General features: G+C 73.5%; 27 protein-coding genes. 12 read left to right on the top strand and 15 right to left on the bottom strand.

Features of this window, described 5'->3' with window-relative positions:
- Positions 1-234 precede the first annotated feature (234 nt).
- Together AB0J24_RS11315 and AB0J24_RS11310 are read left to right on the top strand one after the other, a co-directional pair.
- The gene (locus AB0J24_RS11315; protein ID WP_358679022.1) at positions 235-2,001 is read left to right on the top strand and encodes a hypothetical protein; all 1,767 of its coding nucleotides are present in this window, start codon (positions 235-237) and stop codon (positions 1,999-2,001) included.
- Between the two features lie 43 nt (positions 2,002-2,044).
- Complete coding sequence (locus tag AB0J24_RS11310; RefSeq protein WP_358679019.1) at positions 2,045-3,703, top strand: hypothetical protein; 1,659 nt, start codon at positions 2,045-2,047, stop codon at positions 3,701-3,703.
- A gap of 16 nt (positions 3,704-3,719) precedes the next feature.
- On the opposite strand, the gene AB0J24_RS11305 is transcribed toward AB0J24_RS11310, so the two are convergent.
- Genes AB0J24_RS11305 through AB0J24_RS11290 form a run of 4 tightly spaced genes read right to left on the bottom strand, consistent with a single transcriptional unit; the run spans position 3,720 to position 6,009 of the window.
- Positions 3,720-4,595: a biotin-dependent carboxyltransferase family protein gene (locus AB0J24_RS11305; protein ID WP_358679016.1), complete on the bottom strand. Its 876-nt coding sequence runs from the start codon at positions 4,593-4,595 to the stop codon at positions 3,720-3,722.
- A complete protein-coding gene (locus AB0J24_RS11300; RefSeq protein WP_358679014.1) occupies positions 4,592-5,203 on the bottom strand; it encodes an allophanate hydrolase subunit 1 in 612 nt (203 codons plus the stop codon). Before AB0J24_RS11300 ends, AB0J24_RS11305 begins: the two co-directional genes overlap by 4 nt.
- Positions 5,204-5,797, bottom strand: a complete 594-nt coding sequence (locus AB0J24_RS11295; RefSeq protein WP_358679407.1) for an FABP family protein — start codon at positions 5,795-5,797, stop codon at positions 5,204-5,206.
- Between the two features lie 32 nt (positions 5,798-5,829).
- Positions 5,830-6,009, bottom strand: coding sequence for a hypothetical protein (locus tag AB0J24_RS11290; RefSeq protein ID WP_358679012.1), 180 nt, complete (start codon positions 6,007-6,009; stop codon positions 5,830-5,832).
- Positions 6,010-6,266: 257 nt separating this feature from the next.
- Here AB0J24_RS11290 and AB0J24_RS11285 point away from each other — a divergent pair, with 257 nt between their 5' ends.
- The 4 genes from AB0J24_RS11285 (at position 6,267) to AB0J24_RS11270 (ending at position 9,648) form a co-directional block, all read left to right on the top strand.
- Positions 6,267-6,524 (top strand): hypothetical protein, encoded by a 258-nt coding sequence (locus AB0J24_RS11285; RefSeq protein ID WP_358679010.1) that lies wholly within the window; start codon positions 6,267-6,269, stop codon positions 6,522-6,524.
- The gene (locus AB0J24_RS11280) at positions 6,521-7,207 is read left to right on the top strand and encodes an alpha/beta hydrolase (protein ID WP_358679008.1); all 687 of its coding nucleotides are present in this window, start codon (positions 6,521-6,523) and stop codon (positions 7,205-7,207) included. The genes AB0J24_RS11285 and AB0J24_RS11280 overlap by 4 nt, the downstream gene beginning before the upstream one ends.
- A gap of 87 nt (positions 7,208-7,294) precedes the next feature.
- A complete protein-coding gene (locus AB0J24_RS11275) occupies positions 7,295-8,914 on the top strand; it encodes an NAD(P)/FAD-dependent oxidoreductase (RefSeq protein ID WP_358679005.1) in 1,620 nt (539 codons plus the stop codon).
- Positions 8,915-8,997: 83 nt separating this feature from the next.
- Positions 8,998-9,648 (top strand): GntR family transcriptional regulator, encoded by a 651-nt coding sequence (locus tag AB0J24_RS11270; RefSeq protein WP_358679002.1) that lies wholly within the window; start codon positions 8,998-9,000, stop codon positions 9,646-9,648.
- Positions 9,649-9,758: 110 nt separating this feature from the next.
- Here the strand turns inward: AB0J24_RS11270 and AB0J24_RS11265 are convergent, their stop codons facing one another.
- The 6 genes from AB0J24_RS11265 to AB0J24_RS11240 form a co-directional block, all read right to left on the bottom strand.
- The gene (locus AB0J24_RS11265) at positions 9,759-10,058 is read right to left on the bottom strand and encodes a DUF1416 domain-containing protein (protein ID WP_358678999.1); all 300 of its coding nucleotides are present in this window, start codon (positions 10,056-10,058) and stop codon (positions 9,759-9,761) included.
- A 1-nt stretch (position 10,059) separates the two neighbouring features.
- A complete protein-coding gene (locus AB0J24_RS11260; RefSeq protein ID WP_358678997.1) occupies positions 10,060-10,896 on the bottom strand; it encodes a sulfurtransferase in 837 nt (278 codons plus the stop codon).
- A gap of 40 nt (positions 10,897-10,936) precedes the next feature.
- Entirely contained in the window at positions 10,937-11,404 is a 468-nt protein-coding gene (locus tag AB0J24_RS11255; protein WP_358678994.1) for a DUF4395 domain-containing protein, read from the bottom strand.
- Positions 11,405-11,471: 67 nt separating this feature from the next.
- Entirely contained in the window at positions 11,472-11,546 is a 75-nt protein-coding gene (locus AB0J24_RS11250) for a putative leader peptide (protein ID WP_350662235.1), read from the bottom strand.
- An 81-nt stretch (positions 11,547-11,627) separates the two neighbouring features.
- The gene (locus tag AB0J24_RS11245) at positions 11,628-12,050 is read right to left on the bottom strand and encodes a thioredoxin family protein (RefSeq protein ID WP_358678991.1); all 423 of its coding nucleotides are present in this window, start codon (positions 12,048-12,050) and stop codon (positions 11,628-11,630) included.
- Between the two features lie 16 nt (positions 12,051-12,066).
- Positions 12,067-12,894, bottom strand: a complete 828-nt coding sequence (locus AB0J24_RS11240; protein WP_358678988.1) for a DUF2993 domain-containing protein — start codon at positions 12,892-12,894, stop codon at positions 12,067-12,069.
- A gap of 212 nt (positions 12,895-13,106) precedes the next feature.
- On the opposite strand from AB0J24_RS11240, the gene AB0J24_RS11235 reads away from it, so the two are divergent.
- From AB0J24_RS11235 to pstB, 6 genes are all read left to right on the top strand, one after another.
- Positions 13,107-13,901, top strand: a complete 795-nt coding sequence (locus AB0J24_RS11235) for a response regulator transcription factor (protein ID WP_358678986.1) — start codon at positions 13,107-13,109, stop codon at positions 13,899-13,901.
- 34 nt (positions 13,902-13,935) lie between these two features.
- A complete protein-coding gene (mshD, locus tag AB0J24_RS11230) occupies positions 13,936-14,859 on the top strand; it encodes a mycothiol synthase (protein WP_358678983.1) in 924 nt (307 codons plus the stop codon).
- A gap of 215 nt (positions 14,860-15,074) precedes the next feature.
- Positions 15,075-16,145, top strand: a complete 1,071-nt coding sequence (gene pstS / locus AB0J24_RS11225; protein WP_358679404.1) for a phosphate ABC transporter substrate-binding protein PstS — start codon at positions 15,075-15,077, stop codon at positions 16,143-16,145.
- 140 nt (positions 16,146-16,285) lie between these two features.
- Positions 16,286-17,230 carry a phosphate ABC transporter permease subunit PstC gene (pstC, locus tag AB0J24_RS11220; RefSeq protein WP_358678980.1) on the top strand — a complete coding sequence of 315 codons (945 nt, stop codon included), beginning with the start codon at positions 16,286-16,288 and terminating at the stop codon, positions 17,228-17,230.
- Between the two features lies 1 nt (position 17,231).
- Entirely contained in the window at positions 17,232-18,347 is a 1,116-nt protein-coding gene (gene pstA / locus AB0J24_RS11215; protein ID WP_358678977.1) for a phosphate ABC transporter permease PstA, read from the top strand.
- Positions 18,348-18,358: 11 nt separating this feature from the next.
- Entirely contained in the window at positions 18,359-19,138 is a 780-nt protein-coding gene (pstB, locus tag AB0J24_RS11210; protein ID WP_358678974.1) for a phosphate ABC transporter ATP-binding protein PstB, read from the top strand.
- Between the two features lie 64 nt (positions 19,139-19,202).
- On the opposite strand, the gene phoU (AB0J24_RS11205) is transcribed toward pstB, so the two are convergent.
- The 5 genes from phoU (AB0J24_RS11205) to AB0J24_RS11185 form a co-directional block, all read right to left on the bottom strand.
- A complete protein-coding gene (gene phoU, locus AB0J24_RS11205; protein WP_358678971.1) occupies positions 19,203-19,862 on the bottom strand; it encodes a phosphate signaling complex protein PhoU in 660 nt (219 codons plus the stop codon).
- Positions 19,863-19,945: 83 nt separating this feature from the next.
- Positions 19,946-20,143, bottom strand: a complete 198-nt coding sequence (locus tag AB0J24_RS11200) for a dodecin family protein (protein ID WP_358678968.1) — start codon at positions 20,141-20,143, stop codon at positions 19,946-19,948.
- 80 nt (positions 20,144-20,223) lie between these two features.
- On the bottom strand, positions 20,224-20,880 hold the full coding sequence (phoU, locus tag AB0J24_RS11195) for a phosphate signaling complex protein PhoU (protein WP_358678965.1): 657 nt from the start codon (positions 20,878-20,880) through the stop codon (positions 20,224-20,226).
- Positions 20,881-20,980: 100 nt separating this feature from the next.
- The gene (locus AB0J24_RS11190; protein WP_358678962.1) at positions 20,981-22,462 is read right to left on the bottom strand and encodes an LCP family protein; all 1,482 of its coding nucleotides are present in this window, start codon (positions 22,460-22,462) and stop codon (positions 20,981-20,983) included.
- Positions 22,463-23,595: 1,133 nt separating this feature from the next.
- Positions 23,596-24,456 carry a GGDEF domain-containing protein gene (locus AB0J24_RS11185; protein ID WP_358678959.1) on the bottom strand — a complete coding sequence of 287 codons (861 nt, stop codon included), beginning with the start codon at positions 24,454-24,456 and terminating at the stop codon, positions 23,596-23,598.
- Positions 24,457-24,471 lie beyond the last annotated feature (15 nt).

Genomic DNA, 24,471 nt, shown 5'->3' with positions numbered 1-24,471 from the left:
TTCGTTCCGGCCGGTACGCTGCGATCGCGAGGACGGTAGCCGCGCATCATGTCACGGGGGCGTCCCTCGCGGGGGACGCCACGCCGGTGGGTGATCATTGCGGGCCGCGGCGTTCGCCGTGGCGGTGCTCGCGTGGCTACCCTGACCGGCGGGGTCGGACCGGTGCCGCCGGTGCGCGGACCTCGCAGTGGTGTCTCACCGGCACTGCGCCGGACGAACTGTGAGGAGTGAGCGATGACGGCAGACGGGGCGGACCGCCCGGGCGGTTCCCCGCGGTTCGACGTCGTGCTCCGCGGATATGACCGCAGGCAGGTCGACGAGCACATCGTCGGTATGCAGCGGGTGATGGCCCGGATGCGGGCCGACATCGACGCGCTGCGTGCCCGGCCGGTGCCACCGATGCCGGTGCCGCCGCCCGGTGGGTTCGTCGGGCCGCCCATGCCGCCCGGGCCGCCCGGCCCGCCGCGGCAGGGCCCGCCGCGGCCCGTGCCGCCGCCGCCAGGGCCCGGCCCCGAGCCGGACCGGCACACCGGGTCCGACCACTTCTCCGACCGTATGCAGGCGATCCTGCAGAAGGCGGAGGAGGAGGCCGAGGAGATCCGGGCCAAGGCGAAGGCCGACGCCGAGCGGGTCACGGCCGAGGCGCGCAAGCAGGTCGACCGGGCCCGGGCGGACGCCGACCGGGCCCGTGAGCAGGGGGACAAGCTCCGTGCCGAGGTCGCCGAGCTCGCCCGGCGCCGGGACGAGCTGCGGACGGGCCTGGGGAAGCAGGCCGGTGCCCCGGCCGAGCGCGCCCGGCCCGACAGCCGGCCGGTCCCGGCGAAGCCCGAGGGTTCGGAGGAGGCGGCTCGTCCCGAGCCGGGCGTCCGTTCCGGGACGGGTGAGTCCCGCAACGGCGCGGCGCAGCCGGGTCGTCCGGGTTCCGGGGCCGCGCCGCAGCCGGCCCAGAAGGAGCAGCCCGCCGCCGCTGCGCAGCAGGGGCAGCAGCCCGGCCGCGGGCCGGGGGCGCCGCAGTCCCCGTCCGGGGTGAACGGCGCCCGCCCCGCCGCTGCACAGCAGGGCGAGCCGGTTCCGTCCTCGCCTTCCCCCGTGTCGTCCTCGTCGCTGTCCTCACCGCCGTCGTCACCCCCGCGGCCCGGTCCGCGCCCGCAGTCCGGCCCCGGCCGCAGCGACTCCGGCTCGCAGGCCCGCCCGCAGGGGCGGCCCGCGGGCCCGCCCGACGCCGCGAAGCCGGCCGGTGGAGCCGGACAGCAGGGTTCCGCCCCGCAGACCAGGCCGGGGCAGGCCGGTGGGTGGAGCCAGACCGTCCGGCCCGAGCGGTCGGACCAGCCGGGCTCGGCCCCGCAGGGCCAGGGCAGCGGCTCCGGTCAGCAGAGCCGGCCCGGCCACGGGCAGCAGGGCCCCGGCGCGGGGCCCCGGCCGTCGCCGGCGCCGCGCCCCGGGGCGGCGCCGCCCGCGCAGTCGGCGCAGGATCAGGGTGCCGAGCGGACCGCCGCCGTACGCCCGGGTGGTGAGGAGTCCGAGCCCGAGCCCGCCGAGCTGTTCCGACCGGCGTCCGACGCCCGTCCGCCCGCCCCGGCGGCGGCCGCCGTGCCGCGTCAGGACGGGAAGGGCGGGTCCGAGAAGGACGCCGAGAAGACCGTCGCGGTCGGCGCCGTCCGCCGTTCCGGTGACACTCCATCGGATGGTTCGGAGAAATCCGGATCGGAGCCGGATAAGGCTCCGTCCGCGAGGTCCGGGTCCGAGTCGGACGCGCCGACGACGGCCAACCCGGCGGCGGCCCGTGGCGGCGGCCAGGGCGAGCCGGAGCCGCGACGGAACGGCTCCGGTCAGTCCGGCAACGGTCAGGGCGGTCTCGGCGGCGGATCGGAGTCCGCGGAGAAGGCCGGTGGCCGACCGGCCAACGGCAAACCCACCGGTTCGCACGGTGGTACGAACGGCCCTGCCGACTCCGCCCGGCCGAGCGCTGCGCAGCCCTCGTCGGGGACGCGCAGCACCTGAGGTTGCACGCACCCGGGCCCGGGCCCCTTTAGGGTCCGGTTCCATGCAGCTCGGCTCGGTCACGGTTCCGCCCCTCGCGCTCGCCGCGGTGCTGGGCGCGGTGGTGCTGCTCGTGGTCTGGATCCTCCGGGGAGCGTGGGGGGCCCGCCGTGGGCCGGCGCACCTGCCCGTTGCGCCGCCCGCTGCGACCGGTTCGCAGCCGTGCGCCGAGGACTGGACCGGGGAGTCGGCGGGCGGTCCGGCGGATCCGCCGCCGCCCGCCCGTCCGCGGACCGTCGCTGACATCGTCGCGGAGCGGCGGATCGACACCTCCGCGGAGCGGCGGGTCGGCACTTCCGCGGAGCGGCGGGTCGGCACTTCCGCGGAGCGGCGGGTCGGCACTTCCGCGGAGCAGCGGGTCGACACCTCCGCGGAGTGGGACGTGCACACCCCTGCCGGGCCGGGCGTCGACACCGGCCCGCTCCCCGGCCTCCCGGTACCGTCCGCCGGCGCGGTCCCCGGTCACGCCTCCGGGCCGGCTCCCGCCGCGCACGACGGGCCCGGCCGGCACGCCCGGGAGACGGACCGGGGCAGCCTGCTCGACGAGCTGTTCGCACCCGCGGACGAACGGCCCGACGAGGCCACACGGGCCCGTACCCGCCCTGCTCCGGTGAGCCATGACCGGCCGCAGGACGAGACCGCCCCGCAGGCCCGGCGGCACGGGAGCGCCGTGGAGCAGACCCGTCCGTCGGGGTCCACGAACCCGCCCGCGGCCACGACGAGGCAGACCGACCGCGACGAGGGGCGCCGGGCCACCGGGTGGCGGGCGCCGGAGCCGGGCCCGGCCACCGTCGACGGGTCGGCCGCGGGCAGCGCGGCCCGGTCACAGCCGGGCGTCGGTCGTGCGGCGGCTGCTGCGGGCGGGCCGAGGGAGCGGTCCGCGGACCCGGACGATGTCAGGCAGGGGGCGGCCGGCCCGGTCTCGCGCCTGCACATCGCCGGCGAGCACCCGGGGGGATCTGACCCGGAGGAGTCGCCCGACGAGCGGCCGGCCGGCGGACCGTCCGTCACCGGGCCGCCTGCCACGGAAACGTCCGGTGAGTCGTCACGCACCGACGCACCGGTCACCGGTCTGCCGGTTTCCCGGATCGGCGAGGAGGGTGTGCCCGGGGCCGGTGATCTCACCGCGGCACCGCTGCCGCCCTGGTCCACCGAACGCACGGTGCCGGCCCACGAGGACCTGCCGAGCGCGGAGCAGCCGGGTGAGCGGTACGGGGACCGGGCCGGACCGGTACCGCCACCTGTGTCCGAGCCGGTGTCCCGCGCCGTGCAGCAGGCACTCGCGGCGCGGGCCGTCCAGCGGGCGCGGATGCGCCGGGACGGTGCCGACCCCGATCTCCCCGACACCGGTCGGGGTGAGCAGCAGGAACTCCCGCTGTCGGTGGTGCCCTCGGTGCCCGGTGACGAGGACGCGCGGGACCGGCTGCTCGCGGTGCTGATCGCCGACCCGGCCCGCGCCGTCGACGCCACCCGCACCCTCGACGACTCGCAGCACCGGATCGAGGAGCTCGGCGACGTGCTGCGCCGCCGTCGCGCCGAGCTGGCCGGCGCCGTCCGGCACCTCAGCGAGTGCGGCCTCGATCCGGCCCAGATCGGGCGGCTCGCCGGTATGGCACCGGCCGATGTCCGGACCATCCTGGACGGCGAGGACGCAGGCCGCTGAACAACCGCCGGCCGCCTCAGCCGATCACGGTGAACCGCACCCGGGTGCCGGGTGTCGCCTGGGCCAGGAGCGGGAGGTCGTCGGTCTCGACCACCGCGATCACCGGGTAGCCGCCGGTCGTCGGATGGTCGGCCAGGAACACCACCGGCGGCCCCTCCGGCGGTGCCTGCACGGCACCGGTCACCATGCCCTCGCTGCGCAGCTCGCGGTCCCGCGTGTCGGGATGCCGGGCGGGCGGCGGCCCGTCGAGCCGCACCCCGATCCGGTTGCCGTCGGCCGACACCGTCCACACCGGACGGGTCAGGGCCTCCCGCGAGTTGCTGAACCAGTCGTCCCGGGGGCCGAGCCGGACCCGTAGGCGCACCGTGTCCGGCGGCACCGAGACCGGGACCGGACCGCAGGCGGGGAGCTCAGCGGGCCGATCCGCGACACGCAGCCGGTCCCCGTCGGCGAGCACGGCGGGGCCGAGCCCGGACAGCAGATCGGTGCTGCGGCTCCCCAGCACCGCAGGCACGTCGATCCCGCCCGCCACGGCGAGATAGACGCGCAGTCCGGCCACCGGTGCTCCGACCTCCAGCACGGCGCCGTCGGGGAGATGCACCGCGGCATGCGATTCCGCGGGCCTGCCGTCCACCCGTACCGGGGCGGGTGCACCGGTCACCGCGACGACGTGGCCTCCGTGGGCGCGCAACCGCAGGCGTCCTCCCAGCAGCTCCAGGCCGGCCGCGCCGGCGTCGTTGCCGACCAACCGGTTCCCCAGCTCGTAGGCGGGCCGGTCGAGCGCGCCGGACGGCGGCACCCCCAGGTGCGCGTTGCCCGCCCGTCCGCGGTCGGTGACGAGCGCCTGCGGGCCGGCGGAGAGGACCTGCAGGACGATCCGGTCGGCGCTCACCGGGCCTCGAAGCGCACCCGGTCGCCCGGGGTGAACAGCGCGGGACGTTCGGCGGCCGGATCGAACAGGACGGTGTCGGTGCGCCCGATCAGGCGCCAGCCACCGGGGGAGCGCCGCGGGTACACACAGCTGTAGACATCGGCGATCCCGACCGAGCCGGCCGGGACCGCGGTCCGTGAGCTCTCCAGCCGTGGCTGCTGCAGCGGCTCGGGCAACCCGGACAGATAACCGAAACCGGGGGCGAAGCCGCAGAAGTCCACCGTGTACTCCGCGCCGCTGTGCAACGCGACCGCCTCGTCCCGGGAGATCCCCGCGGTGTCCGCGACGAGATCAAGGTCGGCGCCGTCGTAGTGGACCGGGATCGTGTGCAGGACACCGGTACCGCTGATCCCGTCGCGGGGGTCCGCGCCGGCCGCGGTGGCCCGGACGCGGTCCAGGGAAGCGCCCGGCGCGACCTCGACGAGCACGGTCCGCGCGGCGGGAACGAGCTCGGTGACCTCGGTCAGGCCGGCGGCCCGCACGGCGTCGACGATCGCGGCCACCTCGGCGGCGGATCCCACCTCGAACAGCAGCGCCCGGTTCCCGCACGGGCGGACGACGGCGTCCACCTAGCCGACCACGCGGTGCAGCAGCGCCGAGATGTGTGGCTGCATCGGCTGGCCGACCATCGCCCGCTCGTCGACGTAGGCGAGGTCGCCCTGGTTCACCAGGCCGTAGAGCCGCTTCGCCGCGGTGACCTCCTTCGCCGACGGGGTGCGGGCGATCGCGTCGGTCTCGATCTGCCAGGACCGCATGTCACCCTTCGGTCCGTAGTAGACCTCGACGACGCCGGTGTGGTGGGCGATCAGCACCTCGACCGAACCGTCCGGCTGCGGCCGCCAGAAACCGGTCTCGCGGGCGGCCTGCCGGATGACCCCGCCGTCGGGGTCGAGCAGCCAGGCCCGCGATTCGTAGGACAGGAACGGGCGCCCGTCGTGGGCGAAGGTGATCTGCTGTCCGAAGTGGAACGGGCCGTCGATGGTCGGGTAGACCACCTCGCCGGTGCCCCGCCAGGTGCCGACGAGCGGAAGCAGGCCCAGGCAGGCCTCGTTCAGGTCGGGGCCCTGGCGGAGGTTGGCGGTGTCGTCGTCGACCGGGAGGTCGGGCCACTGCGGCCGGTTGCGTTGCGGCGAGTCCGGCGCGGCGTTGGCGGGGCCGGAGATGGTGGTCTGCAGCTGCTCGTCGTCGGGATCGGTCACGAGTCGCGCTCCTCGGTGTGGTCGTCGGCGGCGTCGTCCGGGACGGGACGGTCCGTGCGCCCGGGATCCGGTGCGGCGGCGGGGTCGACGACGAACAGGCGCCGGAGCAGCCACCCGGCCCAGGCGGCGGTCCCCGCGGACAGGGCGATCAACAGCCCGGTGGAGAACCAGTGCACGACGCGCCAGCCTACCGAAGCGCCGGTGGGGAACCCGCCGGGCGTGCCGGGCCGCCGGGGCGGCCGCGCACCGGAGCGCGTCGCCCGGTGCGAGTGCATCATGCAGGATGCATTCTTCACTCATTCGGGTGTGATGCAACTCGCTGACGCGTTCGTATGTTGTGGTTCCGCCGGTTTCGGCACGACCCACGACCACGACCACGACCACGACCACGACCACGACCACGACCACGACCACGACCACGACGAGGTGGACCATGGCGCTCGCCGACGCGACCGCACGATTCCTGGCCCAGATGGCGGAGAGCGGGGCCGCACCGCTGCACGAGATGACCCCGGCAGAGGCTCGCGAGCTCGGTGGGGCACTGCGGGACATGTACGGCGAGGGCCCCGAGGTGGCCCGGTGCACCGACGAGGCGATCCCGGTCGACGGGGGCACCATCACAGCCCGGGTCCTGCTGCCGGAGGACCCGCGCGCAGTGAGATCGTCTACTACCACGGTGGCGGCTGGGTGATCGGCTCGCTCGACGAGTTCGAGACGCTCGGGCGGAACCTGGTGGCCCGTACCGGCGCCGCGGTCGTGCTGGTCGACTACCGGCTGGCGCCCGAGCACCGCTACCCGGTCGCGGTCGAGGACTCCTGGGCCGCGTTGCGCTGGACCGTCGACCACTTCGCGGCGCAGGGCCTGCAGCTGCCGCTGATCGTCGCCGGGGACAGCGCGGGCGGCAACCTCGCCGCGATCATGGCACAGCGGGCGAAGGCCGAGGGCGGACCGGAGATCTCGCTGCAGGTCCTGATCTACCCGGTCACCGACGCCGACGTCGACAACGTCAGCTACACCGACCCGTCCAACCAGCTCATGCTCAGCCGCGACTCGATGATCTGGTTCTGGGACCACTACGCACCGGACACCGCCGCCCGCTCCCGGCCCGACGCGTCGCCGCTGCAGGCGACCGACCTGTCCGGTCTGCCGCCCGCGGTCGTGCTCACCGCCGAGCACGACGTACTGCGCGACGAGGGCGAGGCCTACGCCGAGAAGCTGCGCGCCGCAGGCGTCCCGGTGCAGAGCCGCCGGTTCGAGGGCCAGATGCACGGCTTCTTCACCTTCGTCAACGTCCTGCCCGGCTCGGCGGCCGGTCTGGACTACGTCGCCGAGCAGGTCGAGCAGCACCTGGCCGGCCGCTCACAGCCGGCCTGAACCCGTCCCCGCCCACCCCGTCGGCACGACAGCGCTCCCCACGCCGTACCGCACTCCGATCTGCAACGACGCACGTCAGGAGCAAGCATGAGCAACGAACGGACCGTGGACGCCGTCATCGTCGGCGCCGGACTCGCCGGTCTCTACCAGCTGTACCGGCTGCGCGAACAGGGACTGAGCACCCGGGTCTTCGAGGCCGGCGACGGTGTCGGCGGCACCTGGTACTGGAACCGGTACCCGGGCGCCCGCTGCGACGTCGAGAGCCTCTCGTACTCCTACTCGTTCTCGCCCGAGCTGGAACAGGAATGGGAGTGGACCGAGCGCTACCCCAGCCAGCCCGAGATCCTGAGCTACATCGAGCACGTCGCCGACCGCTTCGACCTGCGGCCCGGGATCACCTTCAAGACCAGGGTCGTCTCGGCGGTGTTCGACGAGGCCACCAACCGCTGGCGGGTGGACACCGACACCGGTGAGACCGTCGACGCCCAGTACCTGATCATGGCGACCGGATGCCTCTCCCGGGCCAAGGACATCGACATCCCGGGGATCGCCGACTTCCAGGGCGCGACCTACCACACCTCGCGCTGGCCACGGGAGGGTGTGGACTTCACCGGCAAGCGGGTCGCCGTGATCGGTACCGGATCGTCCGCGGTGCAGTCGATCCCGGTCATCGCGGAGCAGGCGGCCGAGCTCACCGTGTTCCAGCGCACACCGGCCTACTCGCTGGCTGCCCGCAACCGTCCGCTGGAACGGTCCGAGATCGACGCGATGAAGGCCGACTACCGCAACTGGCGACAGGCACAGCGCACCTCCGGATTCGGTGTACCGGTCGAGCTGGCCACCAAGTCCGCTCACGAGGCGACCGAGGCCGAACGGAACGCCCGGTACGAGGCGGGCTGGCGGGAGGGCAACCTCGTCTCCATCCTGGCCGGATACACCGACACCCTCACCGACGCCGCCGCGAACGAGACCGCCGCGGAGTTCGTCCGGCAGAAGATCCGGGAACGGGTCGCGGACCCGGAGGTGGCCGAGATGCTGTGCCCGCGCACCTACCCGTTCGGTACCAAACGGCCGTGCCTGGACACCGGCTACTACGAGACGTTCAACCTGCCGCACGTCTCACTCGTCGACATCAGGCGGACACCGCTCGTGGAGGTGACCACCTCCGGGGTGCGCACCTCCGAACGTGAGTACGAGTTCGACGTCATCGTGTTCGCGACCGGGTTCGACGCCATGACCGGCGCCCTCGAGGCGATCGACATCCGGGGCCGCGACGGCCTGCTGCTGCGGGAGAAGTGGGCGGAAGGTCCGCGCACCTACCTCGGACTGGCCGTCGCCGGGTTCCCCAACCTGTTCACCATCACCGGCCCCTCCAGCCCGTCGGTGCTGTCGAACATGATCGTGTCCATCGAGCAGCACGTCGACTGGATCACCGACTGCATCGTCGCACTCCGGGAACGGGCGATCCCCGCGATCGAGGCGACGGTGGAGGCGGAGGACCAGTGGGCCGCCCACGTCGAGGAGGTCGGCAACGCGACCCTCTACCCGACGGCCGACTCCTGGTACATGGGATCGAACGTGCCCGGCAAACCGCGGGTGTTCATGGCCTACATCGGTGGGGTCGGGTTCTACCGCGAGCAGTGCGATGCGATCGCCGCCGACGGGTACCGCGGATTCCGGCTCCACGAGGCACTCGCGACGACGTGAGCACACATCACGGCCCCGGGGCCGGTGCACCGGGCACCGGCCCCGGGGGTGATCGGCCGGGGGAGGGGGAGCATGATTTCCCGGTGTCCTTCTCGATCCCACCGACCCGGCGCGAGGCGATCACCCGTCAGCTCCGCGGTGAGATCGTCGAGGGCACGCTCGCGCCCGGGACCGTGATCAAGGACGCCGAGCTCGCCGCCCGGCTCGGGGTCAGCATCACCCCGGTCCGGGAGGCGATCGCGCAGCTCGTCGCCGAGGGGCTCGTCGACGTCGCACCGAACCGGACACGGCGGATCGCCGACCTGAACGTCCAGGACACCGTCGACCTGATCGACGTGATGGGTCTGCTCGCCTGCGCCGGCGTCGAATGGGGCGTCGAGAACATCACCGACGAGCACCTGGAGCGGCTGCGCACCCGGCTCGGCGAGTTCGAGGACGCGCTCGCCCGCCGCGACGTGACCGCCGCCAACGCCGCCGGATCGGACTTCAGCACCATCCTGATCCTGGCGAGCGGCAACCGGGAGCTGCAGACCCACGTCGATCTCGTGGTGACCCGGACCCGACGGATGATCGCGCTGAAGTGGGACAGCGCGATGTGGGCCCCGTGGACCGAGGGCTACCGCGCCGTCCTCGAACTGCTCGAACGTGGTGAGCGGGCCGGTGCCGTCGAGCGGTACCGGCAGATCTACCGGGAGTGCCGGGCCCTGCTCGGGGCCGCCGCCGAGCAACCGTGACAGCCGAGCCCTGATACGCGAACGGGCCCTTCCCGGGAGCGATCCCGCGAAGGGCCCGTCTCGCGCCGACGCACGCTCGGGCGAGGGTGTTGTCTCGCGCCGTCGCACGCTCAGGCGACGGAAATCTCCGTCTGGTGCAGGCCCGGCCCGTCGACGACGAACTCGGACTGCCCGTTGCCCGAGCGTGACAGCGCCCGGACCGTCCAGCTACCCGGAGCGGCGAAGAACCGGAAGTCACCCGAGGCCGAGGAGACGACCTCCGCGGTGAACTCGCCGGTGCCGTCCAGCAGCCGGACGAACGCACCACCGACCGGTTCGCCCCCCGCCACCACCCGCCCGGCCAGCACGGTCTCCTTCTCCAGGTCGGTGCCTGCGGGCAGGCTCACGGTCTGGTCAGGTGCACCACACATGTCACTTCGCTCCCAGCTCGATCGGCACGCCGATCAGCGAGCCGTACTCGGTCCAGCTGCCGTCGTAGTTCTTGACGTCCGCGTGGCCGAGCAGCTCGTGCAGCACCACCCAGGTGTGGCTCGAGCGCTCGCCGATCCGGCAGTACGCGATGGTCGGCCGGCCCTCGTCGAAACCGGCCTCCTTGTACAGCGCGGCCAGCTCCTCGTTGGACTTGAAGGTGCCGTCCTCGTTCGCAGCCTTCGACCACGGAATGTTGATGGCCGACGGGATGTGCCCCGGCCGCTGCGACTGCTCCTGCGGCAGGTGGGCCGGGGCCAGGATCTTCCCGGAGAACTCGTCGGGCGACCGGACGTCGACCAGGTTCTTCGCGCCGATCGCCTCGACGACCTCGTCGCGGAACGCGCGGATCGAGGTGTCGGCCTCCTTGGCGGTGTACGAGGTGGCCGGGCGGTCCTTGACGTCGGTGGTCAGGGTGCGGCCGTCCAGCTCCCACTTCTTGCGGCCGCCGTCGAGGAGCACGACCTTCTCGTGGCCGTAGAGCTTGAACTCCCAGTAGGCGTAGGCGGCGAACCAGTTGTTGTTGCCGCCGTAGAGCACCACCAGGTCGTCGTTCGAGACGCCCTTGGCGCTGAGCAGCTGCTCGAACTGCTCCTTGGTCACGATGTCGCGGCGGACCGGGTCCTGCAGCTCGTCGGTCCAGTTGACCTTCACCGCACCGGGGATGTGGCCCCCGTCGTAGGCGGTGGTGTCCTCGTCGACCTCGAGGAACACCACCCCGTCGGTCTCCAGGTTCTGCTCCGCCCAGTCGGCGGTGACGAGGACGTCCTCGCGGCTCATGTCAGATCTCTCCCGAATCGTGTCGCGTGATGATGGACGGTCAGGGGCGCGCGGCGGCGGTGCGGCTGCCGCGCAGGCGGGCGAGAAGCCCGTACATCTCGCAGCCCAGGCAGTAGCCGAAGGCCGCGTTGAGGAACGCCGCGACGAGCGCCGCAGCGGCGGCCGCGGCGCCGAGCGCGGGCAGGCCGGACAGGTACCCGACCGCGGCGACGGCGCTGAACACCAGACCGACGGTCTGCGAGAAGCGGACCGGGGCGGCGTCCTCCCACTCGGTGGACGGGCCCAGTCGCGGTGCGATCAGGACGCGGTACAGCGCTCCGTAGGGCGCGAAACGCATCCCGGCCACGGCGCCGAGAGCGAAGACGACGGCCTGTGCGACCGCGAGCAGGCCGCTGCCGCTCACCAGCACGAGCGCCAGGACGGCGGTGGTGAGGGCAGCGGAGAACCGGACGCCGCGCGGATCGAGCCGGGGCTCGGTGCGCACGGATCCGTTGTCCGTGGCGGACATGGACACTCCTGGTGGACCGGGTTTCGGCCGACGGCGCCGCAGGACGCCGCGGCTGGAGGCGCGCGGGTCAGGAGTCCAGACAGAGGCAGCCGGCGAGGCGGCACAGATCGACTGTGCGGCGTCGGGTCAGCGGCCAGTTCACGCCCCGAGCGTAACCGACCCCGAGCGACCCGCACACCCCGCGCGCCCCGGTCGTTGCATCACAGTGCGGGAGGGTGTCCGGTCAGGCCGTCGGCAGCGCCTCGGCCAGCTCGTCGGCACGCGGCACGCCGGAGACCCGCAGGATCTCGTCGCCCGCGGAGTCGAAGACGACGGTGGTCGGGGTCCGCAACACCCCCAGCGCGCGGGCCACCTCGATCCGCTCGGCCACGTCGATCTCGACGTGCGCGAGGACCGGATCGGCTGCTGCGAGGTCCCCGAGCAGCTGCGCCGTCCGGCGGCACGGCGTGCACGCCGGCGCGGAGAGCTGCAGCAGCAGGGCACGCCTGCCCTCCGGTTCGACGCCGGCCATCTCCCAACCGCCGGCGACGGCGTCCCGGTCCGGCATCGTCGTCCGGACCCGCCCCGAGCGGGCGCGCAGCACCAGACCGGCCGCCGTCGCCAGGGTCAGCGCCACGACCAGGACGATCAACCCACCGGTCTGCATCCTGCGCCTCCCCGGGTCAGCTGGTGGAGCGGGCGGCCCCCGCTCCACCGATGTCGAGATCCCGGACGGCACCGGAGATCTCCAGAACGTTGTACTCCGGGACCGACGCTGTCGTCGGCGTCACACCGAGCGGGAGCGTCCCGGGATCGAGCTCCACCGCCAGCGCGCGCAGCAGCGAGTCGCGTAGGGCGTCGGGAACCGGCTCGTTCGTGTCGACCTCACGGACGTCGCGCGGCACGATCCGCAACACCCCGTCGGTGACGACGAGTGCGCTCAGCACACCGACCCTTGCGTCCGAACCCTCGATCTCCAGTTCGGCGACGAACCGGGCGGCCGTGCGCGGGTCCGTGCCGCGCAGCGTCGGATCGGCACCGGCCCGGATCGCGGTGTCGATCGCGTTCGCGTCGACCTGCTCGACGGTCAGCCGCTCGACCCCGGCGGCGGGCCCGCCTGCCGCGACGACCATCCGCCGGACATCGTTCGGGCTGACCCGGACGGTTCCCTCGGCGGCGGCCGCGCGGAACTCGGCCGGGCCGGAACCGGCCAGAGCGGACAGCGGCGCGCGCACGCCGTGCAGCGTGACCCGGACCTCGGGGGTCCGCAGCGGACCGATGGGCACCCGCTCCATGGCGACCTCCACCCGGCCGTAACGGCCGGTGACCGCCTGCGGGAGGAAGGCGAAGCCGCTCACCTGCACCGCCGGGTCCTCCGGCAGGTCCAGGGTGTCGCGCATCTGCCGGGCGATACCGGACTCGGCCGCGGCGGCGGTGCCGAGATCGGCGAGCACGAGCACGGCGGCCGCGGCCAGCACGGCGGCGAGCGCCCGCCTGACGGTGCTTCCCACGGGCGGTGCCTCCCTGTGCGGGTTCGGGACCCCCGAACGGTAGAGACCGGGCCTCCCGCCGTTGCGCCCGACCCCCGCCTGTCCGGAGGGGCAGGTCCGGCTGCACCGATCAGTGGATCGATGCACCGGCCGGGCGTGAGGCAGGTCGCGATCCGGCTGACCAGCGCATGACGTGGCGGTATCGTCCACGTATCGCGCGAGAGGAGGAGTCCATGGAACTGCTCCTGCTGACCACGGCTCCCGACGCGGCAGCGGTGCTGCCCGCCCTGTCCCTGCTTCCGCACAACGTCCGGACCGCAGCGCCCGAGGTGGCCGCGCTGCTCGACGCCGGACCGCACGACGCGGTTCTGGTCGACGCACGCAGCGACCTGGTGGCGGCCCGGAGCCTGTGCCGCCTGCTCGGCAGCACCGGAACCGACGTCCCGGTGATCGCCGTGCTCAACGAGGGCGGTCTGGTGGCCGTCTCCGGCGAGTGGGTGGTGGACGAGATCCTGCTGCCCGACACCGGCCCCGCCGAGGTCGACGCGCGGCTGCGGCTGCTGCGGTCCCGGCCCGGTGCGGAGTCCGCCTCCGGTGGCGGCGCTCTGGTGCTCGGTGAGCTGGTGATCGACGAGGCCACCTACTCGGCGCGGCTCAAGGGCCGCCTCCTGGAGCTCACCTACAAGGAGTTCGAGCTGCTCAAGTACCTCGCGCAGCATGCGGGCCGGGTGTTCACCCGGGCACAGCTCCTGCAGGAGGTGTGGGGTTACGACTTCTTCGGCGGCACCCGGACGGTCGACGTCCACGTGCGGCGGCTGCGGGCGAAGCTCGGCGGCGAGCACGAGCAGATGATCGGCACCGTGCGCAACGTCGGGTACAAGTTCGTCCGGCCCTCCCGCGGCGGGCTCACCGCCCCGCCGGACCCGGAGGCCGAGGCCGACCCCGAACCTGCCGACCGTCGGCTCCCCGGATCGGCCCGTCCCACCGGCCCGGGCCGGTCCGGCCCCGGGGCGCTCTCGTCGCGCTGACGACGGTGATCGGGTGGCGCTAGGGTCCGGTCCCGTGGAACCGCAGGTGCTCACCCGACTCGACGACGACACCGCCGCGGCGGTGCACGACCTGCTGGCGGTCACCGGTGCCGCCGACGGTGCGGACCCGCTGTCCGACCAGTTCCTGCGGAACCTGCGCGCCGGTGAGCCCCGCGACGGCGTGCTGCACGTGGTGATCGGCGGTGCCGACGGCCCGGCCGCGGCAGGCCCGCCCGGGGTGGACGTCGCCGGTTACGCCCAGCTGGACGGCGAGTACGCCGAGCTGGCGGTGCACCCCGAGCGGCGCCGCAGGGGGCTCGGCACCGCACTCGTCCGGGCGCTGGAGGCGGTGACGCCCGACCCCCACGTGTGGGCACACGGTGACCTCGACGCCGCGAAGGCCCTCGCCGGAGCCCTCGGCTACCACCGGGACCGGGTGCTGTGGCAGATGCGGCGTCCGCTCACCGGGCCGGACGCGCCCGCCCTGCCCGACGTCGAGCTCCCCGACGGGGTCACGCTCCGCACGTTCGTCCCCGGGCAGGACGACGCCGAGTTCCTGCGGGTCAACAACGCCGCCTTCGACTGGCACCCCGAGCAGGGCGGCTGGTCCGGTCGCGAGCTCGCCGCCAGGCAGGCCGAGAGCTGGTTCGACGCCGGCGGGTTCCTGCTGGCCACCGATCCTGCCGGCACGCTGCTGGGCTACCACTGGACCAAGGTGCACGCGGCCACCGACGACGAGCCCGCGATGGGCGAGGTCTACGTGCTCGGTGTCGATCCGGCCGCGCACGGACGGGGGCTAGGCCGGGTGCTGACCCTGGCCGGGCTGCACCATCTGCGCGACCGCGGGCTGGGCACCGTGCTCCTCTATGTCGAGGCGGACAACGCCCCCGCCGTGCGGGTGTACGAGCGGCTCGGGTTCACGGTGCACGCCGCCGACGTGAATTACACCCGAAAGTGATCGCCTGAGTGGTGTGACCGGCGTCGATCCTGTGACCAGAATCCCCCGACCGGCGGTCCTGTTCATTCCACGTTCATCTTCCGTGGGTCCTGCGTCCAACGTCGGCTCCTAGCGTCTGCGCTCGGACGGCCACCCCAGGCCGTCATCTCGAACGGCAGCAGCCGACCACGGAGGAACCTGCAGTGAAGACGAAGCGGCGCGCGCCCCGGGCGCGTCTGGCGGCCGTCGGCGTCGCCACCACATGTGCGCTGTTCGTCGCCGGATGCGGCGCGGCGAACGAGGGCGGCGGTGGCGCCACCGAGGGTGAGGGTGTCTCCGGCACGATCTCCGGCGCCGGCGCGAGTTCCCAGCAGGCGGCGATGCAGGCCTGGATCGCCGGGTTCGTCGACGCCAACCAGGGCGCGACGGTCAACTACGACCCGGTCGGTTCCGGCGGTGGCCGTACCCAGTTCGTCGAGGGCGGCGTGCAGTTCGCCGGTTCCGACGCGTTCCTCGAGGACGAGCAGCTCGAGCAGGCGCGCGAGCGCTGCGGCGGCTCGGTCATCGAGATCCCGAACTACGTCTCGCCGATCGCGATCGTCTACAAGCTGGACGGCGTCAGCGAGCTGAACCTGGCCCCGGCCACCATCGCCGGAATCTTCAGGGGCGAGATCACCACCTGGAACGACCCGGCGATCGTCGCCGACAACCCGGGCACCGAGCTCCCGGACACGGCGATCACCCCGGTGCACCGCTCCGACGAATCGGGCACCACCGAGAACCTGACCGACTTCCTGAGCCAGGCCGCGCCGGACGTGTGGACCGACGAGGCGGACGGCAACTGGCCGATCCAGGCGGGCGAGGCCGCGCAGGGCACCTCCGGCGTCATCGGCGCGGTGAACGCCGGTAACGGCACCATCGGCTACGCCGACGCGTCGCAGGCCGGTGACCTGGGCCAGGCGAACGTCAAGCTGGGCGACCAGAACGTCGCGCCGACCGCCGAGGCCGCCGCCCAGATCTTCGAGGAGTCGCAGCGGGTCGAGGGCCAGGGTGAGGGCTCGTTCGCCTACGAGCTCAACCGGACCGCCGCCGGCGGTGCCTACCCGGTCGTCCTGGTGTCCTACCTGATGGCCTGCGAGACCTACCCGGACCAGGCCCAGGCCGACGTGGTCAAGGCCTTCCTGAACTACGTGGTCAGCCCGGAGGGGCAGGCTGCCGCGGCCGAGGCCGCGGGGTCCGCACCGCTGTCGGACACCCTCCGTTCCGAGATCACGCCGGTGATCGAGCGCATCTCGGCCGGGGCCTGACCGCTCTGGACGAGCTCGGTACCGAGTCGTATGTCATGTAGCCAGGAGCCTCGGGCGGTGTTCATCATGGAACCGCCGCCCGGGGCTCCGGGCGCCGTTCTGACCCTGCCCAGCGCACTCCCGCACCCCCAGGGACCACAGTGACCACCACCAACGTCTCGCCTGAGCGCCCGGCCGCGAAACCGGTCTCGCAGCTCGGCGACCGCGTCTTCGCCGGCTCCGCCAAGGGGGCCGGGATCCTGATCCTGGTCGTTCTGGCAGGGGTCGCCGCCTTCCTGCTCATCGAGGCCTTCCCGGCGCTCACGGCTCCGGAGTCGGAGCTGCCCGGCGGGATCGCCGTCTACGTAGCACCACTGATCTTCGGCACGCTGCTCAGCGCGGTGATCGCGCTGGTGGTGGCGACACCGCTCGCGGTCATGGTCGCGCTGTTCATCAGCCACTACGCACCGCGCCGGCTGGCGCAGGGCCTCAGCTACATCGTCGACCTGCTGGCCGCGGTGCCCTCGATCGTCTACGGCCTGTGGGGCGCGTGGACGCTGGCGCCGCTGTCGGTGGGCCTCTCCACCTGGTTGGCCACCTACCTGGGCTGGATCCCGCTGTTCGCCGGGCCGCCGTCGACCACCGGGCGGACCATGCTGGTCGTCGGGCTGGTCCTGGCGGTGATGATCCTGCCGATCATCACCGCGGTGGCGCGGGAGGTCTTCCTGCAGGCGCCCAAGCTGCACGAGGAGGCCGCGCTGGCCCTCGGCGCCACGCGCTGGGAGATGATCCGGCTGGCCGTGCTCCCGTTCGGCCGCTCGGGCATCATCTCCGGCGCGATGCTGGGGCTCGGCCGGGCGCTCGGTGAGACCATGGCGGTCGCGATGATCCTCTCGGTGTCGGGGGCGGTCACCTTCAACCTGATCAGCTCGGAGAACCCGGCGACGATCGCGGCGAACATCGCGTTGCAGTTCCCGGAGGCGTCCGGGCTCACCGTCAACGTCCTGATCGCGTCCGGTCTGGTGCTCTTCGTCATCACCCTGCTGGTCAACATGCTCGCCCGCTACATCGTCGAGCGCCGCCGCGACTTCTCCGGAGCGAACTGAGATGTCCACCGGAACCGAACCCGACCGCACCGGAGAGGTCCACGTGACCGGAACCGGGCTGGAGGCCCCCGCCTCCGCCACCCCGGAGGTGCTGCAGCGCAAGGGCAGCCTGCCTCGGTGGGCGCCGCTGGGAATCCTCGCCGTCACGGCGGCCGTCATGGCCGGCGTGGTGGTGGCGATGGGCTCCGGCGTGGGGCTGTGGCTGTTCTTCACCGCAGTCGTCTACGCCGTCGCCACCTACGTGACCTCGCGCGTCGTGGAGGGGGCCCGCAAGGCCGCCGACCGCCTGGTCACGGTCGTCGTGAGCACCGCGTTCCTGCTCGCCATGATCCCGCTGGTCTCGGTGCTCTACACCGTGGTCATCCAGGGCTGGGAGCGGTTCGACCTCGCCTTCTTCACCAACTCCATGCGGGGAGTGGTCGGCGAGGGCGGGGGTGCGCTGCACGCCATCCAGGGCACCCTGGTCATCACCGGTCTGGCGGCCCTGATGTCCATCCCGGTCGGCCTGCTCACCGCCATCTACCTGGTCGAGTACGGGAACAACTCCCGGCTGGCCAGGTCGATCACGTTCTTCGTCGACGTCATGACGGGCATCCCGTCGATCGTCGCCGGTCTGTTCGCCTACGCGCTGTTCGCGCTGCTCTTTGGCCCCGGCGTGCGGTTCGGGTTCGTCGGTGCGGTCGCGCTGACCGTGCTGATGATCCCGATCGTGGTGCGCTCCACCGAGGAGATGCTCAAGATCGTTCCGAACGAGCTGCGCGAGGCGTCGTTCGCCCTGGGTGTGCCGAAGTGGCGGACGATCCTCAAGGTCGTGATCCCGACGACCGCCGGCGGTATCGCCACCGGCATCACGCTGGCGATCGCGCGGGTGATCGGTGAGACGGCGCCGCTGCTGGTCACCGTCGGCCTCGCGACCGGGGTGAACCTCAACCCGTTCGACGGCCGTATGGCGACCCTGCCGGTGTTCTCCTACTACTCGTACGCGGTGCCCGGCGTGCCCCGCGAGCCGTTCCTCGACCGGGCGTGGACCGCGGCGCTGGTGCTGATGCTCATCGTGATGGTGCTGAACGTCATCGCCCGGCTGATCTCCAAGTATTTCGCCCCGAAGACCCGATAGGACATCCCGCCATGGGCAAGAGCGTCGAAGCCAAGAACCTGAACATCTACTACGGGTCGTTCCTCGCCGTCGAGGGCGTGGACATGCTGATCAAGCCGAAGACGGTCACCGCCTTGATCGGCCCCTCCGGCTGCGGCAAGTCGACCTTCCTGCGGTCGATCAACCGGATGCACGAGAACATCCCGGGCGCCCGCGTCGAGGGGCGGCTCGAGCTGGACGGTCAGGACCTCTACGGGGCGAACGTCGACCCGGTCGGCGTGCGCCGTCAGATCGGCATGGTGTTCCAGCGGCCGAACCCGTTCCCCACGATGTCGATCTACGACAACGTCATCGCCGGGATGAAGCTGAACAACAGCCGGGCCTCGCGGGCCGTTCTGGACGAGACCGTGGAGCGTTCGCTGCGCGGCGCGAACCTGTGGAACGAGGTCAAGGACCGCCTGGACAAGCCCGGGTCGGGCCTGTCCGGTGGTCAGCAGCAGCGGCTGTGCATCGCCCGCGCGATCGCGGTGCGCCCGGACGTGCTGCTGATGGACGAGCCGTGCTCGGCCCTGGACCCGATCTCCACGCTCGCGATCGAGGACCTGATCAACGAGCTGAAGAACGACTACACGATCGTCATCGTGACCCACAACATGCAGCAGGCCGCCCGGGTCAGCGACTTCACCGGCTTCTTCAACATCGAGGGGACCGGCAAGCCCGGCAAGCTGGTCGAGATCGACGAGACGAAGACCATCTTCTCCCAGCCGTCGCAGAAGGCGACCGAGGACTACGTCTCCGGCCGCTTCGGCTGATCCCCGGCCCCGGCCCCGGCCCCGGCGCCCCGCGTGGGGTGCCGGGGCCGACCCGTGTCTGCGGTCAGAGGGGGATCTCGTCCGGGGTCGATCCGGTGACCGCGTAGACGACGTGGCTGGCCAGGTGCACGCAGTGGTCGGCGTAGCGCTCGTGGAAGCGGGCGAGCAGCGCGGCGTCCACCGCCGCGGGCACGCCGGCCTCCCAGGTGGGGCCGAACATCAGCTCGAAGACCGAACGGTGCACCTCGTCCACGGCGTCGTCGTCGGACTCGAGCTCACAGGCGAGGACGACGTTGCGGGTGCGGAGCACCGTGACCGCCTTCTCGCCGAGCGCGGTGACCAACGTGCCGTACTCGGTGAACAGGGGGACGATCTGCTCGGGCAACGCGGGCCGGTCCCCGGCGCGCAGCACCGCCTTGGCGACGTGCCGGGCCAGGTCGCCCATCCGCTCCAGCTGCTGCGAGCAGCGCAGCGCCGTCACGACCGAACGCAACGGGCTCACCATGGGCTGGTGCAGGGCCATCGTCTCCACCGCGAGCAGTTCGATCGCGGCCCGGTGCCCGTCGATGATGTGGTCGCGTGCCACGACCTGCTCGGCGAGCCGCCGACGACCGTTCAGCAGGGCCTCGGAGGCGTTGCGGAACGCCGTCACGACCAGGGGGCCCATCTCGTCGAGCATGGCCTGCAGCTGCGCCAGGTTGTCGTCGAGGGTCTCCCTGCTCATGGTCCTGACCTTAGATCGGCTCCGGCCGGCGGCTCGGCGCGGCAGCGATGAACGGTCGGTGAACGGGCGGCGCGTGGCAGCGCTCAGGCCACCGATCGGACGCCGACCCGCAGGTCGACCTGGAACCGCTCGGTCGAGGCGAGCACGGTGGAGCGCACACCGGTGACCTCGAACCATTCGAGGGACTGCCCGGCCCGGCACACGCCGTTCCGGATCGCCTCCTCGACGCTCTCGTCCGACGTGCCGGTCACCTCGGTGACGGCACACCCCGTGTGTTCCATGCGGTAAGTGTGCCCCGGCCGTCTCGCGACCAAACGCGATCCGCCCGCCGGCGTCGCACCCGCGCGCCGTGCGGTGACCCTCAGACGGTCAGCGGACCGGGCATCTGGCCGGTGACCACGTAGACGATCCGCCGGGCGACGGCCACGGCGTGATCTGCGTAGCGCTCGTAGAACCGGGCGAGCAGCGCCACGTCCACGGCGGCCGAGACCCCGTGTGTCCAGTTCCGGTCCATCAGCACGGTGAACATGTGCTTGTGGAGGTCGTCCATCTCGTCGTCGTCCACCTCGAGCTCGGTGGCCGCCTCCAGGTCCCGGGTGCGGATCACCCGGCCCGCCTTCTCGGCCAGCGCGACACCGACCCGGCCCATCTCGGTGAAGTACGGCTTGACCTCGTCGGGGAGGACCGACTGGGGGTGCCGCCTGCGGGCGGCCTGCGCGACGTGGAGGGCGAGGTCGCCCATCCGCTCGATGTCACCGGCGCCGTGGATCGCCGCGACGACCACCCGGAGATCGGTCGCGACCGGAGCCTGGAGCGCAAGGAGACCGAACGCCCGCTCCTCGGCGGTGGCACGGACACCGTCGATCCGGACGTCCTCAGAGATGACCTGCTCGGCGAGCTGCAGGTCGGCGTCGAGCAGCGAGCGGGTCGCCCGGTCCATGGCGGCGGCGACGTCGTCGCACATCCCGGCCAGGCCGTTCGCCAGCTCGTCCAGCTGCTCCTGGTACGTGTCGCGCATGCCCCGAGCCTAGAGCCGGTGTCGACGCGGGGCAGCCCGGTCCGATGAACCCACGGTGAACGGTGCCCGACGTCCGGATGCGCGAGGGTCGCCGGTGAGGTCAGGAGCAGTCGGCGGAGTCGGTCGCGACGGCCTGGACCGGCGCGGCGCCCGTCGCGCCCACCACGAGCTCCAGCCGCCCGCTGCCGGTCGGGTCCGGAGCCGGCCGGGCGCCCGGGAGCGCGCCGACGAGCGTGCCCGCGGCGTCGGTGTTGTCGGGCGAGTAGCGGACCGTCGCGCCCTGCGCCGGGTCGCCCGTACTGATCGTGCCGATCTCGTAGCCACGCTCACGCAGGTCCTCGGCCACCTGGTCGACCGACCCGGCGGCACCGGTGGCGTCGACGAGATCGACCACCGTCCCGGCCCCGGCCGGGGCGGCCGCCGACCGTGCGGCCGGCGCCGTCGCGGACTCGGGCAGCGGTTCGTGCTCGCGCAGCGCCGCGAACAGCGCCCGGGCGTCGCTGCGCTGCAGCTCCAGATGCCCGCGGGTGTTCGGGGTCTCCGACACCGGCAGGCCCAGGAACAGGGGTGTGCTCCCGTCACCGGCCGTCCCGGCCCGTCCGAGGCCCCGGGCCAGGGTCAGGATCTGCCCCGCGTCGAGGCCGTCCGCGAACAGCGCCGCCGAGACCCCCTCCGCCGCCCGACCGGCGGCACCCGGGGTGAGCAGGGATCTCGTCGAGAGGGACTCGGCGAGCGCTGCCGCGAGCACCCGTTGCTGACGCTGCACCCGGTTCGCCGGTGAGCTGTCCCCGGTCGCGGTGGCGGAGGCGAACCGCAGCGCGTCCGGGCCGTCCAGCGGCACCGAGCCCGAGCCCTCGACGATCGGCCCGAGCACCGGATCGACCACCGGCCGCTCGGTGCAGACCTGGATCCCGCCGACGGAGTCGACCAGCTCGGGCGTGCCGGCGAGGTCGAGGGCGACGAGACCGGTGATCGGGATACCGGTGAGCTGCTGCACGACGCCGACCGTGCACGCCGGCCCGCCGACGTCGTAGGCGGTGGCGAACGCCGTCCTGGACTCGGCGGGGACAGTGTCGCCGTAGGTTCCGGTCACCGGGTCCCAGCGGGCACACGGCGGCCGGGCCACCTCGAGGGTGGCCGGTATCGACAGCGTCACCTGCTGTCCACCGCGAGCCGGTTGGTGGACGACGACCGCGGTGTCGGTGCGGGCCGGCTGCGGGGCGTCGGCGCGGTCCGCCTGCAGGCCCAGGACCAGTATGTTCCGGTCCCCCGCCTGGACGTCGGCGTCGAGTACCGCGTCCGAGTCCGGTGCGAGTGCGGCGGCCGGGCGGACCGAACCGTGGATCTCGCTGCGAGCGGCGAAACCGAATGCGGTGGTGACGAGGACGAGCGCGGCCGCCGCGGCGGCCCCGATCCGGATCCAGCGCTGCCGGGGTGACGGAGCGGGGACGGGCTCGTCCGGCTCGTCGTCCGGCTCGTCGTCGGCGGCGACCTCGTCGGCGTAGCGGCGGCGCAGGCGCCGTGGGACGGCCGCGATCTGGGTCTCCCGGGAGTCGGCGGCTCCCGGTTTCGTGTTCGTCACCGCGGCGGCCTCCGGCGTGGTGGGACGCCGCCGGGAGTCGCTGTCGTGCCGGGCCTCCGGCAGTCCCCCAGCCTGCTGGACGGGCCGGCCCCGGTCTGCGCTACCCGGGTCTGCACTACCCGGATCTGCACTGCCCCGGTCTGCACTGTCCCGTCCTGCGCTGTGCTGGGCCCCGCCGTGCTGATCCCCGTCGGGCCGGCCCGGGGCACGCCGCGTGTTGTCCCGGCCCCCGCCGTCGGGTCCGCCTCCGTGCCGGTCGAGCCGATCGAGCCGGTCGGCCACGGAGCCGGCGGCACCTCCGTCCGGGACACCCGGCACCGCCGCAGAGCGGCCACCGGGCACCGACGCTGCGGGGACCCCGGGCGGGGGTGTGGTGGGGCCGGCTGTGCCCGTGCGGCGGCCGCCGGGCTCCGGGGCTGCGGGGACCCCGGGCGGGGGTGTGGCGGCGCCGGCTGTGCCCGTGCGGCGGCCGCCGGGCTCCGGCGCTGCGGCTGACCCGGGTACGGGTGTGCCGGGGCTCGGGCCGCGGCCCCCGGGCCCCGTCGGTCCCGGTCGGGCGGTGGGTGTGACCTGGGCGGGCGAGTGCTCGGCCCGGCCCGGGCCCTCGGGCACCACCGGGCCGCCGGGGCGGGGAGCGCCCGGGCCGCGCGCTGCCGGCGCGGAACCATGCTGGTCCCGCAGGCCGGGGTCGGGGCGGCCCGCCCCGGCGGGGCCGGGCCCCGGTCCCTCGGGCGCGGCGCCGCCCGGGCGGGGATGGTTCGGCCCGATCGGTGGCACCTGGGAGGCACCCGGGGGCCCCGAGGACGGTCCGGCCGGTGCGGGTCCGCCGGGTCGCCGGGGCACCCGGCCGCCGCGCACCCGTCGGGGGCCGGTCGGTCCGACGGCGCCGGACGCTTCCGGTCGGGCCTGTGCGTCGGAGCCCGGCCGGGGGGCCGGTGCCCCGTCGGGTCCACCGACGGCGCGGTCCGGCGCGTCGCCCGCCCCGGCCCTGCGGCGCGTACGCCGGGGCCGGCGGGCGTCGTCGTCGCCGTCCTGCACCGGGCCTCCTCCTCGCGCGGCCGATCCCGGCGCGCTCGCCGTGCGCGTGGGGGAACGCGGACGGCCGGATCCTGCGCGGTGAGTCTATTCAGCCGTCAGCGGGGAGGGCGGCCCGGGGCGGCCACGATGTACCTCCGGTTGGGGTATCGACCTGCGTCCGGATGCTGCACGGCGAGCACGACCCGCCCACCGGCCGCCCGGTGCGCCACCGCGTTGCGGCCGGCCTGCTTGGCCGTGTAGAGCAGCAGGTCGGCCTCGGCGACCAGCGGGTCCACCGTCCCGTCCCCCGGGCCGGTGTGCGCGACGCCGATGCTGATCGTCATGCGGAGGTCCTGGTGCAGCTCGGACCAGTCGTGCGCGGCGACCCGTTCCCGGGCGGCCTCACAGGCCGCGACACCCTCCTCCGGGCCGAGACCGGGCAGGACGAGCGCGAACTCCTCACCGCCGTACCGGGCACAGAACGCGCCTCTCGGCAGCGCACGGCCGAGCTCGAGCACGATCCGTTGCAGGACCCGGTCACCGAAGGGATGTCCGTGGGTGTCGTTGACCTGCTTGAAGTGGTCGATGTCGGCGAGCGCGAGGCACACCTGCTGCTCGGCACCCAGCAGGTCGGCGAGCGTCTCGTCGAGGTAGCGGCGGTTGTAGGACGCGGTGAGGCTGTCCCGCCGGCTCTGCTCGCGTGCTTCGGCGTGCTCGCGGCGCAACCGGTCCAGCTCGTCCTCGACGGTGGCGCCGTTGAGCAACCGCACGGCCTCACGCAGGTGCAGGTACGCCTGCTCGAACCGATCGTGGGCGGCGAGCCGTTCCGCGGCGGCGGTGTGCAGGGCCGCCCGCGCGGTGGGGGTGGTCGGCGGGACGTCTCCGAGTCCGGAGTCGGGGACGACGCCGGTCGGCGGCAACGCCGCGCGCCGAGCGGAGCGCACCAGATTGCGCACCGTCCAGGCCGTGTCGGTCACCCTCCACCTCCCCTC

This window comes from Pseudonocardia sp. NPDC049635 (assembly GCF_040659795.1).
Classification (GTDB): domain Bacteria; phylum Actinomycetota; class Actinomycetes; order Mycobacteriales; family Pseudonocardiaceae; genus Pseudonocardia.
The sequence above is the reverse complement of the archived record's forward strand: the minus strand, read 5'-3'. Positions and strand labels throughout refer to the sequence as shown.

Coding starts and splice junctions, on each gene's coding strand:
- AB0J24_RS11235 (WP_358678986.1), top strand. CDS start 13,107: ATGGAACTGCTCCTGCTGACCACGGCTCCCGACGCGGCAGCGGTGCTG.
- AB0J24_RS11310 (WP_358679019.1), top strand. CDS start 2,045: ATGCAGCTCGGCTCGGTCACGGTTCCGCCCCTCGCGCTCGCCGCGGTG.
- AB0J24_RS11245 (WP_358678991.1), bottom strand. CDS start 12,050: ATGCAGACCGGTGGGTTGATCGTCCTGGTCGTGGCGCTGACCCTGGCG.
- phoU (WP_358678965.1), bottom strand. CDS start 20,880: ATGCGCGACACGTACCAGGAGCAGCTGGACGAGCTGGCGAACGGCCTG.
- pstA (WP_358678977.1), top strand. CDS start 17,232: ATGTCCACCGGAACCGAACCCGACCGCACCGGAGAGGTCCACGTGACC.
- AB0J24_RS11265 (WP_358678999.1), bottom strand. CDS start 10,058: ATGTGTGGTGCACCTGACCAGACCGTGAGCCTGCCCGCAGGCACCGAC.
- phoU (WP_358678971.1), bottom strand. CDS start 19,862: ATGAGCAGGGAGACCCTCGACGACAACCTGGCGCAGCTGCAGGCCATG.
- AB0J24_RS11255 (WP_358678994.1), bottom strand. CDS start 11,404: ATGTCCGCCACGGACAACGGATCCGTGCGCACCGAGCCCCGGCTCGAT.
- AB0J24_RS11200 (WP_358678968.1), bottom strand. CDS start 20,143: ATGGAACACACGGGGTGTGCCGTCACCGAGGTGACCGGCACGTCGGAC.
- AB0J24_RS11275 (WP_358679005.1), top strand. CDS start 7,295: ATGAGCAACGAACGGACCGTGGACGCCGTCATCGTCGGCGCCGGACTC.
- pstB (WP_358678974.1), top strand. CDS start 18,359: ATGGGCAAGAGCGTCGAAGCCAAGAACCTGAACATCTACTACGGGTCG.
- AB0J24_RS11260 (WP_358678997.1), bottom strand. CDS start 10,896: ATGAGCCGCGAGGACGTCCTCGTCACCGCCGACTGGGCGGAGCAGAAC.
- AB0J24_RS11315 (WP_358679022.1), top strand. CDS start 235: ATGACGGCAGACGGGGCGGACCGCCCGGGCGGTTCCCCGCGGTTCGAC.
- AB0J24_RS11285 (WP_358679010.1), top strand. CDS start 6,267: ATGGCGCTCGCCGACGCGACCGCACGATTCCTGGCCCAGATGGCGGAG.